This is a genomic window from Fulvivirga kasyanovii, assembly GCF_009711405.1.
Classification (GTDB): Bacteria; Bacteroidota; Bacteroidia; order Cytophagales; family Cyclobacteriaceae; genus Fulvivirga; species Fulvivirga kasyanovii.
The window spans coordinates 1-14,157 of record NZ_SMLW01000508.1; the positions used below are offsets into that span (position 1 = coordinate 1).

Genomic DNA, 14,157 nt, shown 5'->3' on the forward strand with positions numbered 1-14,157 from the left:
ATCATATAATTTATACCGGGGTTAGACGACCTTCGCAACCAACTGGTATACAACAAATTAAAGATCAACGAGTAATTGTATGACGTCGACTCGGGGTGAAGTACGCCGGACCGACGACTAAAGGAAGTTATCTATTTTATTCTTTTCATCGCCCACCACCTCTTTGTCCAGCCAGCGTTCATCTTTGCTTTTGAAGATAATCAGGCTATCGGTGTCTTCCATGATGCTTTTGGCCTCGCTTTTTAGCCTCTTTAGCTTGACTTCTGAAAGCTCCCCTTCAAACACGGAGTTTTGGATCCAGTGCAGGTATCGTCGGCATAGTTTCAGCATCTTACCCACACGTTTTTCATTGATATCGTACATCAAGATCACATACATACTACCACCATGCTTTAAAGGGTTTGTACTCTTGCGTGCCTATCATATGGTTACACAGCTTATAGCACTCCAGCTTGATCAGGTGCTTATAGCTGACATGCCGCCCCAGGCTACGATGCTTGATGGTCTGGCTTAGTTTTTCTTCCCAGGCTTTCAAAAAGGCTTTTTTACCACCTTCCTTTAGCGTTATCCGGCCAGTACCCTCATGAAAATCCGAAGCTTTGAGTTGCTGTTTGTTCAATACGGAGAAAATAACCCTGTCTACAAGCATGGGCTTAAATATCTCCGCCAGGTCAAGTGCCAGGCTAAACCTTCTGGCTCCCGGCTCATGCAGGAAACTGATAGTAGGATTGAGTTGGGTGTGATAGATCTGGTCAAGGCAGATGGTATAGCATAGCATGTTGCCGAAGCTGATCAGGCTGTTGACTTCATTTTTAGGAGGCTGCTTGCTCCTCCCCTCCATCTTCAGCTCTTTTAATATTTCATCAAACCCCACATAATAGCATTGGCGGATATTGCCTTCGATGCCCATGAGTTCATCAATGGCATTGGCACTGTCTATACTCTCGCACCACAAATCCATGGTGTCGATACAGGCAGTAAGCTCCTTGCCGCGGGTTTGGTAGTATTTCAGGTTCCTCAGCATATTGGCGGCACCACCTTTAACAAATGATTTTGCAATGGCGAGCCGCTTTTTATGGGAAAGATAGTGTTGGGTCTGGCTCACCTGTAGTTTACCGGCAAGTAGATATTCTTTGGCGTAAAAGCTTCCGGTATAGTGTTCATAATAATCAAAGAAATGCACATTGATCTGCTGCTTGCCCAGGAAGTTGTACAAACTGGAATTGGCATCCAGACTACCGAAAATAAAGAGGTCAGAGACAGACTCCACAGGGATATACTTCGGCATAAGTTCCTGACCGCTTTCATCTACAGGAGTAAACTTCAAGGTATTATCCCGCCGGCTCAGGCGGCCGGGGTTAAAGAGGTAATATGTTTTTTTCATCTATTTGACACATAACCCTCCAAGGGTTTGAAACCCTTGGAGGGTTAGTTAATAAATATTAATCACTCCACCCAGCACAAATCAAAATAGCTACATTTTTTACAAAAGCTTTTATTGATCCTTTCGGGTACTATATCATCTTTTACAATCTCTTCTATATGCTTTTCAGCTTCTTCAAGCTTTAGTATGTCGTCTTCAAAAAGCTCCACATGGGTTATTTTCTTTAATTTGGGGTACTCTAAAATGCCGGTAGCGCCTTCAATTCCCGCCCGTAGAAGCAGCAGCAGGTAATACTTTACCTGCCACTCATGGGCCTCCTCTACTTTGTTGCTCTTCTTGATCTCATGCACAACACGGTTCTTCTCATCATAGAAGTCGATTTTGGCACCTGCCAACTCCAGCTCTGTAAATTTGGACGCACGCTGCGGATAGCTGGTCTCATGGATAAGGTTACCTTCGTCCACCACTGAAGAGGTGTGCTCCATCTGTATGCCCTGGCTAAAAAGCCAAAGCTTGCGATGGCAGATGTGGTAGTAGTTGATGTGGGTGGCGGTGATGTTCATTCTACTTATTCAATATAAACCTCCAAGGTTTTTAGAAACCTTGGAGGTTTATGGCTAAGGTTTAACATCCACCATGCCAAACCCCATGCTTCCCTTCTCTCCAAGCCCGACATTCCATATAAATGATTGTACGTCTAAAGGTGCTGTAATCTGACATTCGAAAAGCCAGCCGCGAACACTTATTTCGTGTTTAGTCAAAGTCTTGATCGTTATTAATTTTGACTTTGGCTGGGAAGTCAAAACACGGACTTTCGGTTCAAAATCCGGATGTTCTTCTTCTATATGGATCAACACATTTTGAGCAACCCCATACTTTATTTTTAGGTTATCAATTAATCGGGGAACAAATTCTCTGTCTTGAGGAGAAAGATATTGAGAATGTTTTTCACCTTCCTGCGCAGGGCGTGAAATGCAACAAGGCGATACAAGCTTATAGGTCATAGTATTCAGCATCAAAGGCTCAGGGACTATTCGTAATTCATCGACACCTAGTTGAATCCCGTTGATCTTGTCGCCAAAATAAGCTTCATTGACCACATTTATGCCTTTAATAAACAGTTCCGCCGCTTCGGGAACAAAAAAGCTTACTTGTAGAGAGAGTTGGTTCCCATACAGTTCAAACACACCCCTGGTTTTATGAAAATGATAAGGCCTTATATCAAGCGGGCCAAAAGTGAAAAATTTAAAGTGCTTGTTCCTCTCTCCATATCCTTTTTGATGTAGAAAACCAGCAAACTCTTTGTCGCCAGCACTTATACACTTATATATCCAACTGCTGATATGGTGTTGATAGTTGGCAGGCAAAAAATTCTTGTTACTCTTTAAAGAAAATATTATTTGCAGTCTCATTGGATCAATGTTTATGTTGTTAAAAATAAATTCTGATACCATTTAACCATCTGCTAAATAATGGTATCATCTGAATCTATACTTACAATAGTGAGCCGTTTACGGTCAAAAGTTTTCCCAAGCGGCATGATCTGTTTACTAAGCTGAATCTGGGCTTCTTCGGTGCCCCTTCTCCTCAATTTATCATATACGCCCTTCGCTGCCCTGTCGAAGGCCTTTTCCAGTTCATGCACTTCTTTATAGCTAAGAAAATTATTCCCATGCAAGCCAATATTGGGCAAGGTACTGACCTCGTACTGCAGGTCTTTATCCCGCTCTTTCAAGTTACCGACCGTGTACTGTACAACCTTATAAGGCTCTTCCTGTACCACCTTGATATTTTCTATTACTTTATGTTGCAGGATCCAGTCAAGTGAATAATCCAGCTCCTTGTCTAACATGCGGTCATAAGTTTTGACCACCAGGCCTCCGTCCCTGAATGTGAGGTAAGTATCTACATAACCCCTCCACCAGTTTAGCCATTGGGTGATACGTCCGCCTGACTTCTCAAGCCTTTGATCTATTTTAAGTTTATTCCAGGTATGCTGATTGTGCGGGAGCTTATCAAGCCTTAAAACCTGCTTTACCAAAGCTCTGACTTTACGATTTATATCATTGAACAACCTGTATCGGCTGTAGGCTTTTTCCGAATAGAAGTTTATTTCTCCCAAACGCCTTTTCAGGTACTTGTAAATATCATAGTCCTGATATCTCCTAATGTTGTTTTCTATGCACCATACATATTCTCCAAGATACATAGGCACCCGCTCGGTATAGAACTTCCTGCCCTGAAGTTCTTCCCTGAGTATCTCAAGAAAATCATAATAAGACCACATGGCTTTACCTGAAAGCTTGTGTTTGAAGCGATGATATCGCCTATCGGTACAAATAACCACTTTGCCCTCCATATCACCGCGCGATACTCGCCCGAATCGCTGTACAAAATTCTGAAAGTACTTACCAGGCTGCATAATACAGTAGGTGACATCATAATTAACCCCTACCTCCGCTTTGTTGGTAGCCAGTATGAGATTGGCAGCTTTGATGCGCTCCCGTTCAGGCTCATCATCAGGCGCATACCCTGTACTCTGGTAGATTGTGCATTCTGGCAATTCAGCCTCCAGGGTAACGGCCAACTCCTGCACATCTCTAAGCTGATCCAAAATAAGCAATACCCTCTGTTGTTTAAGCACTTCTCGCAACTCGGGCAGCTTATACATCACCAACTCAGGCATGTTGCTGCTATCCACGAGTTCGACTTCCAACTGTCCATGTATGGGACGCGCATCTTTACTGTCATCTACTATTTCTTCTATAATCTCCTCATAAGCATAGCCCTCTCCTTCCAGAAGTGTCTTAAGACCTTCCTCGGGAGTGGCAGACACAAAGAGAAACCGAACACTGCTCCCAATGTCCTTGGCTGGATCATGGTGTGGCAAAAACAGGTGACGCAGTTTGACCATAGTCAAAATATTCGCAATCTGGGCTTCGTCATAGAGGTGGTATTCATCAAAAATGATATAGCTAAACGCACCCAAAAACCGGCTAAAACGCGTTGCCCCTGTTTTGTTATGATGCGCCAGTTGATGATAACCTCCATGCATCGCAAAGTTGAGAATATCAGGATTGGTGATGATCAGATCACTTCCCTCTGCCAGTTCGATAGCTTTCTTCCATCGCTCGTGCCCTTTTACTCCGGCCTTGGTCAGCTCGGTACCTGTAAGCTGGCAGGTTACGAGCTGAGGATAAGTAGCCTGAAAGCTGGCCGTAAGCTCTTTGATCAGGGCATTGGTAGGCAGCACAATTAATCCCCTTATTTTTGCGCTGCCTCCAATACCCTTCACTCGCTTTTGAGCATTAAGAGCCGGAAAAGGAAAGGCATAGCTCTTCCCTGTACCTGTAGGAGCCGTGATTACTGTAAACTCAGGCAACTTATCAAAGTCAAGCTTGATCCGCTTTTGCACCTCATGCAGGTGACAGGCTTTCCCGTTGATCATCTCCACCTCCTCAGTCTGCTTTACATATTGAGGCAGTATGTTTATTTTAAAACTATCCATGATCAAACACCGGTTTAAATATGGACTGCACTTCGTCTTTATCGAGTTGGCGGATGAGGTTATAGTTTTCCAGTAAAAAGGAAAAATTCACCTTCCCTTTTTCCACCATCACATTTGTGGCCTTATCCAGGTTATCAAACACCGTTTTAAGCGAAAAGGCGTTGAGCCAAAACTCCTGCCCTTTCTGAGCGGGAATGGTTTCCACGGCCACCATAGTCTCCAGGGCCCGGCCCATTCTGATCACCGGAGGCAATTGAATGGGCTGTGGGGAGAGAAAAAGTGCCTCAAACGTAGACTCTGCACGAATACCCTGCACTTGCCGGAAATTCTTAAAAGGTGACTTACCAGATTTTTCAATGGCTTTAACATCAATGTAGCCGTCTACGTTAAACAGCGTGTTTTGAATATAGGCTTCCGTTTTATGGTGCCTTTCTACCGGTCTTGCTACAGTGCAATAGAAGCCAAAATCTGCAATTTCCTGATAATTTGGCTTTTGCCGATAGGTATAATCCCGCTGCCCTAATGCATTTCTGAATGCATAGTTAAGGGCAAGGTCTCCCAAAAAGTCACCGGTTACAGCCGCCGATGTGCTGCCACCTGAGACTTCAGTGAAGTAGAACAGGTGGCTGAGCAATGTCAGCCTAACTACCTGAGCCTCCATTACTTTTTAGCTTTTTTGTTGATGATATGGATATCCTTCAGGTATTGTGTACAATCCTCCTGAGCCTTGGAGTATAGCTGCTGCATACCTTGCTTATCCTTCCATAGCTGACTGATCAACTCTGTGAACTTGTCACCGGTCGCATAACCATCTTTCCCGTATGCTTTGGTCATCGACTCATTAATTGCACCAGATACACTTTCATAATCTACAGCATCGCCATTCCAGTTTTTAGAGATTGCATAGCTATTTACGGGCTGCTCAAAATCTGAGAACCCCACGCCCAGGATATGGTTTTTAACATTGCCTGCACTGGTGGTGGTACTTTGAGCAAAGTAGCGCGACTCGTGCATGACACATATCAGCAAATGGATGAACAGCTCAGGCGTTACATTTTCCAGAGTAATGAAGTGCGGAAGATAAGTGCCTGGTTTCACATACTGCACCTGGAATAGTGATTGACGAAGTTTGCCTTCCTCTTCATTCCACATGGTGCCACCCTCACTCAGTGCGTTGTGCTGCAAAGTGGCTGTTATTTGATTCACATCCCGCAGAGAGTAAGCCCAGTCATAAATAACCCTGCTGGTGAGTGCTACTGCATCTCCACTTTCAGTAACACTATCTCCGAAAAGAACAGAATTAGGGTTAGCCAGTTGCTCACTTTTTTTGATGATGTTATAGCGCAACTCTTCATCCACTACACCAAACTCCCTGCATAGTTTCAGGCCTAATAATTTCTCCCGGCTTTTAAGCTTACGTGCAGGTACTTCCACCACATCACGATTTTCCGACAATTTGAATGTGATGGTTTCATCAGGGTAGTTGCTGCGTATGATGGCATTGCCAATCACCTCGCGCAGAATGGCCACTTTTATGGAACCCAGGGCATTTTGCTTGAGGCTTCCTGCAAAGTATTTTTCCGGGATCAGGTCATATAATGTATTCATAATGGTATTTGTTATTTGAGGTTCTTGATAATATTGAGGTATGCCGAAGCATAGTTTTTACTCTGATCAGACAGTTTTGCCTTCACATTCTCTTCGGTGATTTCAAGGGATTCAGCCAGCAATTCCTGTTGTACCCTTCGGGCAGTAGCTTCCCTCATCCTTATCAGTGAATGTTCCTTGAAAAGAAAAGCAAACTGGTAGATCCAGTCTTTTTCCACATTGACAGAAGGTATTATGCCTTTCCAGTCCTTAATGAAGAGTTCGTCATAAACTGCCGTGGCAAACGCCTTGATGACTTCCATATCCTGCTGCTTTTGCATCCTGAGCTTGCGGTAGATCTCTCCACATATCTTCTGGATGATATCTTCACGGCTGCTGCCTTGCTTGTGGTATTTGCGCAGGTATTCTGTGGCGGTACGGATCATCCATGTTTCTTCCGCACCGCTTTTGAAGCCGACATCTATTTGTACTGCCAGCTTCACGAGTTGTTCTGTTACTGTCATATCATTATCATTTTTGAGATACTTGTTATAGAATTTGCTTAGTGTATCATGCACTCTGTTCCTGTCTTCTTTGGAAAGCAGGTAATAGAGCATGAAGTAAGCGCGCCTGCTTTGGGCTATTTTAAGCAGGTTGCTCTCTATCCTGTCTTTGCCGAAGAGCAGCACCAGGTACATTTCATCCAACACGGCCTGTACATCTACCAACCGTATGCTGTCCCAGCCCAATTGCTTGAGAAACCTTGGTGGGTTATCGAAATGAAAAACGGCTTTATGCGGTGTATAGGGTGTCATAATTCCCGACAGGTAGGTACGTATACCCATGTGCTGCACCAGCCTGAGGCACTTCCTGACCAGGAAAAATGTAGGTTCTACCTTAGGTGCCAGCTTGATAAAATCGAGATTATATAAGTTGTACTGGAATTTTGAGCTTTTATCAAACTCAATCGTTCCATCTTCCAGCAGCCTTAATTCGTTTTTGGCTTTTACACAACTGGTTATTATGTCGCGGTCAACGTCCAGCCTTGCCTCGAAAAAGTCATGATACATGACCAGGTTTGCATCCCCTACGCTAAAGAGGGAAGCCCGCAGTTTATTTTCTTCAGCAAAGAGGGCCGATATGTGGCTGGTATTGTTGTTGAGCGAGGTTATAGTACGGTTACTAAAACCCCTGGCCTTCATGGCAAACGCAACTTCGGCTTTGTAAGGTACCGTGCCCGCCGACCCGGTAAAGGCACACATTTCCCGTTTTACAGGCACCTCAGGGTTGTATGTTTCTAAAAACTTCAGGTTAACATTGCCCGGGCATTCGAAGTACCTTTCAAAAAGCTGCTGTTTGACTGAATCTCCAACTTCCTCCGGTTCGAAATGGGCAATGATATTTTCCTTCAACTGAGCGATGTATTCTTCAACATCCTCTTCCATCGTTGCCTTCCAGGTTTTGATAAAGTTGAGATAGGTTTTGTAAAGCGCACTGGTACTACTTACCCGCTCATTGATGTACCCCAGAAACTGCGGGATGGTATTCAACTCCTCTCCTGTATCTTTTAAAACGACAGGCATGGGCAGATTTTCATCACTCTCCTGCCATCGCTTCAGGTCTTGCTGCCAGGTGGTATTCTCCTTAGCGTTGAGCCATTGTACTTTATGCAGGTTATAGATAGCCATGAATTCTTCATCCTGGCTATCATTAAAGCTGTCCAGGTAGCTCAGCACCAACCGTCCGTTATCGTCTTTGCTCTCTATGGGCAGGTTATAGGTATCGATTACTTGTTTGGTGAAGGTGAAGAAACCGTCATAATCGCTTATTTTGGCATTTGTATTGGGTGATAGCGCCAAAAACCTGCTTTTCATGGAGGTAATGATCTCCTCAAGCACTTCAACCGTAAAGGGTGTTGAGCCGACAAAACCGAACTTGCATTTTTGCGCATCAATGTTGGTCAGGTCTACACACTTGATATCCTCAGCACTTCCGCTCTGGTACTCCTGCGCTATCAGGTCATGCTCTTGCTCTGTAACAGGCCCTCCCCAAAAGATAAAGCCTTCGCGTAATGCCAGGATCACCTTTTTACCACTTTTAAGCAGCACTTTCCTGGCCACATTCAGCAGGTTCTGACTCAACAAAGTATAGGGGTTGTGGCGCACTTTGACGTAGGATACCTCCATAGGCATAGTACCCGTAATACCTTTAAGCTTGCCCTTTACACTTTCATAGAGCCTTTCAATACTCTCAAGGTTTTCGTTTTGGATTGAGGCCAATCCATCTGCCAGGTGGCAAAGGTGCCGCTGTACTCCGGCAACCTCATCGCGGTTGAGCGTAACCGGATAGTCTTCTGAGGCTACCCAGCTTCCATCTTCTACAGAGAGGGCGAGGTAATAGACATTGCTTTTATACTGGTCATACTCAGGCATAAACTCATACACCCCCAACTCAGCCACATGCTCGTCAAGCTGCGATACGGCTATTTCCAGATCAGACCGATCTATGGTTTGTATGGCATGCAGCAGTTTGTTGGCATCATGAAAGGTAAAACCCAGCATGAACACACGAAGGTACAGTTCTGCATCAGGGTCTTCTGCATAGCCCTGCTTGAGCATGTATTGCTCGTAGACAAACAGCGCCGGAATAAGACCGGTAAGAATGTGGACATGATAGGGCATGTCGTAGTAGTCCGCACGTTTTTGCCCATCTACAATATAGAGCCCCTTGGCCACCGTAGTAGTATGGTTAGCCATCAGCTTTCCCAGTACGGTATCGAAGTATTCCTGTACTACAGACTGAAAAAGCGGGGTTTCAAAGTAATTTTCTATCAGTTGGTATTTCATAGCCATTTTTTTATGGTAAAGTGAATGAACTATCTGCTCAGAAATTCATCAATCAGGTATCGGGCATAGGCTTCGGAAGCCCTTCTGACTGCTTTCTCGTGAAATAAGTAGTAGTAAATAGAGGCAAAAGCGTACAGGCCAAGTAAGATCATAAGGATCAAATCGGCCTGCCACCAGGCATAGACCAGCCCGGGTAAGCATAAGACAGCCGCCAGTATAGCCGATGGTATCAGGTTGCGCAAAAAACCATACCGGATCAAGGCGGACCGGATCACCACCGACTTCACTACATTTTTGATGGTAAAGGCTGCACGGTGAAGCCTTTGAAGCGCCAAAGTATCATCTTCCTGCTCATCTTCTTTCTTTGGGAAATCAATATTGAAGTAACGTGCTACCTTGCTTCTATAGAGCTGCTTTTGTTCAATGGAATACTTTGAAGGCTCATGGTACAGCATAAAATAGGCAGTAGCAAAGCCTTTATTCCCATCACCAAAAAACAACCGGTTTTCCCAATATTTTCCACGAGTTGCCAACCAGCCACTAAGACCCCACGCAAGCAAAAAACAGATTACAATACCTGTCAAATACACGGCAACTGAAGTCTGCGGCTGCTGAAGCAGCATAAAATAAACAAGGATGACTACGGGCGTAACCCCTAAAAAAGCAGGCAATACCCGGGCTCCAAGCACATATTTATCCAGCCATTCCGCTGATTCGGGTGGGTTTCGCTGGTAAAGGACTTGGTGATTGAGATGACCTCCTACAGGTTTGTTTTGGGTTTTATAGCCTTTTGCTTTTAAGTAATCCAGCAAATCTTTATATCCTGCCTTAACCGCTATGGCATCAAAATACTCATCCCTAACATTAAGCGTTGCATTTTCGCCATTAGATTTTAGTGCCTTTTCACAGTCATAAAATCGGTTTTTTAGATAAGCGCCTTTTACAGTGGTACTTCCCTTAAAATGCTCATCTCCAAATTGCCTTAGTCCGGATGCAGTGGGCTGATACTCATAATTTAGCGCCAGATCTTTTAGGAGATCTAGTAACAACCGTGCTGGATAACCTTCTTCCGCCATATCTGTCTTCTTTTTGATAACTTGAAGACAATATGGTGTTGATTATCAGGCTATGCCAATTCGTTTTGCGAACGGCAACAGAATGTTTGCGAACGTTATTCTAAGCTTTGGGAAAGTTTAGATGACATTGAATATTCTATCCACTTCAGGCTTGTGTTTTTTGCCAATCGGGAGTACAGCTTCGTTTAGCATGATTAACTGATTACCATTACGGCCTTTGATATGGTCTATGTTTACGATATATGACTTATGAATTTTGATAAATTTTTTAGGATTTGAGGCACTTTTCACAATGCTTTCATGCATCACCTTCATGTTTTTTGAGAAACAAGATAGTTTCCCCGTACCAATGCAATACATGGTACAGTATGATCCCCCTGCTTCCAAGTAGATAATATCATTAATATTCTGCTTCTCCTGCATACCTTCTCCTTTGTTGATCATCACGCAATCGCGCTCTACCCAAGAGCCATTTTGGGCAGACTCCTCCAAAGCTTTGTCGAGGCTCATCATCAAAAGATCAACTCTAAATGGCTTAGGCAGAAACTTAACAATATCAATATAAGCCAAACGCTCATGAACTTCACGATTCGTATGATCAGTAAGGAATATAATCGGGATTTTCTTTTTCCTCTGCAAAAGGGTGGCTGTGGTAATTCCATCCATTTCCCCGGCCAATTGAATATCCATTATCACCACATCTGGCTTTACTTCGGAATACTGACGGACTGCCTCTTCTCCTGTATCATAGGAAACTATTTCGTAACTACCCAGATGCTTTAACCTTTCTGTAATTTGAAGGCAAATTAGCTCCTTATCCTCGACAAGCATGATTTTAGTTGTGCGGTTATTTCCCATGATTTTCACTAATTATTATTAAAATTAAACTTTAAAATAAAACAAAAATCTCAATCCAGAATACTCCAACCTTAACCTGCTGATTATCAATAGAAATGAAAATTACATTCCCAACTCAAAAACTAAAAAAACCGCGCAAGCTCTTTATATCAGCAGCGCTGATGGCTATGGTCTTTTCGGTTCAGTGCCAGAACCTTGCATCACAAAACCTTAACGATTCCATAGCCTCAGTATCCACCAGTGTACTCAAACAAACCGGCATCGAATACTTCAACAAAAGAGAATACGCCCTGGCTGATGCAGCGTTTAAACAATGTATTTTGAATGCACGGCACCAAAACAACTTTGAAGATGAAGGTAAATGCACAGGTAACCTGGCAAGTTCTCTCCTGAAACAGCACCGTTTTGGAGAAGCTCTTCCTTTGTACATGGAAGCCATTAATATTTACGAAGAACATGATCTCACCCTGCAACAAGGGCAGGCATTAGTCAACCTGGGCATGGCTTATAAGAACCTCGACATGTACGATTCCGCTATGGCCAATTTGCATCGGGGCATTCAAATTCTGGAAGAACAGCAAGCCACTCAAGACCTGATGTACGGATATAATTTTCTGGGCACTACGCTCGGTAAAGCAAACGGCTCTCCTCTCCTCTACTTTAACAAGTCACTGGAACTGGCTCTGCAACTACAGGATACAGCCTATATCTCGACAGTGTATAACAATTTAGGTAATCATCATCTTCTCGAAGAGAATGCTGATTCGGCCATTTACTACCTGCAAAAAAGCCTGGCATTAAAGGTTCGTCCTTCCAAATTAGCCATTACCCACTTAAACCTGGGTGTAGCTTATCTGGATAAGAGGAAATATGAGTTGGCAGAAAAGCACCTTAAAGCATCTTACAATTACAGACGGCAAGCAGGCCCCGAAGCCGCTATATTTAAAAACTACCTAATATTTATTCGATTATATGAAGAGCGTCAGGATAAAAAAGAACAGTTACATTACCTGAAATTGGCAGACTCACTTGCTCAGTACATAGCCCTGCCCCCTTCTTTACAGTACGAATACCTGGAACTTAAGCAAAACCTATTGATAAAGGACAAGCAATTTGAGGAGGCATTGATCTTATCAGAACAGCTCAAATCACTAAAGGACTCTTTGGCCAGTACAGAAAAACAGGATCTGATAAGCCGGTACGAAGCTTTATTTAAGGTCAGTGAATGGAAACGTGCATTCGAACTGGAATCCCTGAGTCATCAGCAGGATCAGGCCACTTATCGCTGGATAGGTTCCTTGATCATTTTGGTTTTAATAATAGCTTTATTCTACGCCAGGCTCAGGGCTCGAGAAGCCGAGATGGCCCGTGTTAAGTTTAGAGAACTTAACCACCGAACCAATAACCTGTTAACAATTTTTGGTGGCTTGGTAACTTATCAGGAGTCTGTTCATACCGATGACTCTGCCCGAAATGCCTTGCACATAATCCGCAATCAGCTTGATGCTTTAGGCCAGATATACCAGCTCCTGAGTATTCCCGGACAATCGCAGGGCAAATGGGTAGCTTTCGATGAATATGTACTTAAACTGATCAAAAGCTTGTTTTATGGTGTAGGTTTAAAAGATGAAGACTATACATTGATTAACAATATGCAAACCGTGCAAATACATGAGAAACAATGTAATGCTCTGGCGCTGATCGTAAATGAGGTACTGACCAATGCCATTAAGTATGGTAAAAGTGTAGACGGTCACCTTACACTGCACCTTAATCTCAAAGAGCAGAATGATGAAATCTTATTTTCTTTAAAGGATGAAGGGGACGGATTTCATGATACAACGTCAGAGGGAGAAGGAAGTGGACTCATTAGAATGCTTGGAAAACAGTTGAAAGCAACCTGGCATTATGGCTCCGAGGGAAAATCGGACTTCAACATCAAATTCAAAAAAAAGGGATGACAATTCGCCATCCCTTTTCCAACAATCAAAATACAAACTACGGATTAGTAACCTCTTGGATAATAGGGTCTTCTTCATCCTCCCCTCCTCCGGTAGTGTCATCCGCCTGTCCATTCAGCACATCAATCTTTGGCGCATCTGCATTTACAGGTTTTACATCATGATCTTCGCAGGCCGCCAGACTAACAGTTAGTACTATTACAGCCATCAGTTGTTTAAGTAGATTTCTCATCGAATCCTCCTTTACTTTAGGAGCTTCGGTCACATCCATATGGCAGACCGAAGCGATTGAACATTTGATTAAAATGTTCCCTTTGGCAGGAGGAAGAAGGAAAGAGGATCTTGATAAAGCTGGCCTTCCTGTACCGGTTTTATCTTTCATCTCAATCCTTTATAACATACTTGTTTTTTCTACTTATGGCCTTATTCCAATCCTCGACTGGAGACGAGTCCATTAAAGTATGTCTGTGCTATTAAGGCATCTTTCCGCGGTGATAGCCTTACTTAGGATGCATCCATCTGGCACGATTGCCATTAGGAACAAGACAAATGTGAAAAAAGGCGTTCAGCACCCCATAGCACCGGAAAACTATGCTCTAAATACTGACAAACAATTTCCAACCAACTGATAATCAGAATGATAAAAAATAAAAATCATCACTCAGTACACCGCAGAATGCTGGCAAAATGCTGGATGAAAGGCATTAAATGGGGTAGTAATTCAATAATTCATGATGTGGGAGGAAGACTATAGTACTCCCGAGCTGCAGTTAGGGTTCAATCCTTCTAGGTGCGATTAACAGCTATTTAACGTTCACAATGACGTTGACATACTTGGAGTGATTTCAATTCCTCCAAGGTGCGATTAAAACGGCGAAAGTTCAAGGAAATGAAACCACCTGCCGGTATATTTCAATTCCTCCAAGGTGCGATTAAA

Annotated in this window: 12 protein-coding genes; 1 reads left to right on the top strand and 11 read right to left on the bottom strand. The window is 43.4% G+C overall.

What is annotated here, in order from left to right; translation table 11 throughout:
• Positions 1 to 117 precede the first annotated feature (117 nt).
• The 10 genes from cas2 to E1163_RS10485 all read right to left on the bottom strand — a co-directional run bounded on the left by cas2 (position 118) and on the right by E1163_RS10485 (position 11,259).
• Entirely contained in the window at positions 118 to 378 is a 261-nt protein-coding gene (gene cas2 / locus E1163_RS10440) for a CRISPR-associated endonuclease Cas2 (RefSeq protein ID WP_155171387.1), read from the bottom strand.
• Between the two features lies 1 nt (position 379).
• Positions 380 to 1,384: a type I-B CRISPR-associated endonuclease Cas1b gene (cas1b, locus tag E1163_RS10445; RefSeq protein ID WP_155171388.1), complete on the bottom strand. Its 1,005-nt coding sequence runs from the start codon at positions 1,382 to 1,384 to the stop codon at positions 380 to 382.
• A 62-nt stretch (positions 1,385 to 1,446) separates the two neighbouring features.
• A complete protein-coding gene (cas4, locus tag E1163_RS10450) occupies positions 1,447 to 1,947 on the bottom strand; it encodes a CRISPR-associated protein Cas4 (protein WP_155171389.1) in 501 nt (166 codons plus the stop codon).
• Between the two features lie 54 nt (positions 1,948 to 2,001).
• Positions 2,002 to 2,796 (bottom strand): CRISPR-associated endoribonuclease Cas6, encoded by a 795-nt coding sequence (gene cas6 / locus E1163_RS10455; protein WP_185156043.1) that lies wholly within the window; start codon positions 2,794 to 2,796, stop codon positions 2,002 to 2,004.
• A gap of 53 nt (positions 2,797 to 2,849) precedes the next feature.
• Entirely contained in the window at positions 2,850 to 4,892 is a 2,043-nt protein-coding gene (gene cas3 / locus E1163_RS10460; protein ID WP_155171393.1) for a type I-D CRISPR-associated helicase Cas3', read from the bottom strand.
• Positions 4,885 to 5,553 carry a type I-D CRISPR-associated protein Cas5/Csc1 gene (gene cas5d, locus E1163_RS10465; protein ID WP_155171395.1) on the bottom strand — a complete coding sequence of 223 codons (669 nt, stop codon included), beginning with the start codon at positions 5,551 to 5,553 and terminating at the stop codon, positions 4,885 to 4,887. Before cas5d ends, cas3 begins: the two co-directional genes overlap by 8 nt.
• Complete coding sequence (cas7d, locus tag E1163_RS10470) at positions 5,553 to 6,500, bottom strand: type I-D CRISPR-associated protein Cas7/Csc2 (RefSeq protein WP_155171397.1); 948 nt, start codon at positions 6,498 to 6,500, stop codon at positions 5,553 to 5,555. The genes cas5d and cas7d overlap by 1 nt, the downstream gene beginning before the upstream one ends.
• An 11-nt stretch (positions 6,501 to 6,511) precedes the next feature.
• A complete protein-coding gene (locus E1163_RS10475) occupies positions 6,512 to 9,325 on the bottom strand; it encodes a hypothetical protein (RefSeq protein ID WP_155171399.1) in 2,814 nt (937 codons plus the stop codon).
• A 29-nt stretch (positions 9,326 to 9,354) separates the two neighbouring features.
• Entirely contained in the window at positions 9,355 to 10,401 is a 1,047-nt protein-coding gene (locus E1163_RS10480) for a hypothetical protein (protein ID WP_155171401.1), read from the bottom strand.
• A 117-nt stretch (positions 10,402 to 10,518) separates the two neighbouring features.
• Positions 10,519 to 11,259, bottom strand: coding sequence for a LytR/AlgR family response regulator transcription factor (locus E1163_RS10485; protein WP_155171403.1), 741 nt, complete (start codon positions 11,257 to 11,259; stop codon positions 10,519 to 10,521).
• A gap of 95 nt (positions 11,260 to 11,354) precedes the next feature.
• Between E1163_RS10485 and E1163_RS10490 the strand changes: the two genes are divergently transcribed.
• Positions 11,355 to 13,220, top strand: a complete 1,866-nt coding sequence (locus tag E1163_RS10490) for a tetratricopeptide repeat-containing sensor histidine kinase (protein ID WP_155171405.1) — start codon at positions 11,355 to 11,357, stop codon at positions 13,218 to 13,220.
• Positions 13,221 to 13,257: 37 nt separating this feature from the next.
• Here E1163_RS10490 and E1163_RS10495 read toward each other — a convergent pair whose 3' ends face one another.
• Positions 13,258 to 13,602 (bottom strand): hypothetical protein, encoded by a 345-nt coding sequence (locus E1163_RS10495; protein ID WP_155171407.1) that lies wholly within the window; start codon positions 13,600 to 13,602, stop codon positions 13,258 to 13,260.
• Positions 13,603 to 14,157: the final 555 nt, after the last annotated feature.

What these genes read in the sequence shown, in the direction of transcription:
- cas2 (WP_155171387.1), bottom strand. Translation starts at nt 378, where the DNA reads ATGTATGTGATCTTGATGTACGATATCAATGAAAAACGTGTGGGTAAG.
- cas1b (WP_155171388.1), bottom strand. Translation starts at nt 1,384, where the DNA reads ATGAAAAAAACATATTACCTCTTTAACCCCGGCCGCCTGAGCCGGCGG.
- cas4 (WP_155171389.1), bottom strand. Translation starts at nt 1,947, where the DNA reads ATGAACATCACCGCCACCCACATCAACTACTACCACATCTGCCATCGC.
- cas6 (WP_185156043.1), bottom strand. Translation starts at nt 2,796, where the DNA reads ATGAGACTGCAAATAATATTTTCTTTAAAGAGTAACAAGAATTTTTTG.
- cas3 (WP_155171393.1), bottom strand. Translation starts at nt 4,892, where the DNA reads ATGGATAGTTTTAAAATAAACATACTGCCTCAATATGTAAAGCAGACT.
- cas5d (WP_155171395.1), bottom strand. Translation starts at nt 5,553, where the DNA reads ATGGAGGCTCAGGTAGTTAGGCTGACATTGCTCAGCCACCTGTTCTAC.
- cas7d (WP_155171397.1), bottom strand. Translation starts at nt 6,500, where the DNA reads ATGAATACATTATATGACCTGATCCCGGAAAAATACTTTGCAGGAAGC.
- E1163_RS10475 (WP_155171399.1), bottom strand. Translation starts at nt 9,325, where the DNA reads ATGAAATACCAACTGATAGAAAATTACTTTGAAACCCCGCTTTTTCAG.
- E1163_RS10480 (WP_155171401.1), bottom strand. Translation starts at nt 10,401, where the DNA reads ATGGCGGAAGAAGGTTATCCAGCACGGTTGTTACTAGATCTCCTAAAA.
- E1163_RS10485 (WP_155171403.1), bottom strand. Translation starts at nt 11,259, where the DNA reads ATGGGAAATAACCGCACAACTAAAATCATGCTTGTCGAGGATAAGGAG.
- E1163_RS10490 (WP_155171405.1), top strand. Translation starts at nt 11,355, where the DNA reads ATGAAAATTACATTCCCAACTCAAAAACTAAAAAAACCGCGCAAGCTC.
- E1163_RS10495 (WP_155171407.1), bottom strand. Translation starts at nt 13,602, where the DNA reads ATGAAAGATAAAACCGGTACAGGAAGGCCAGCTTTATCAAGATCCTCT.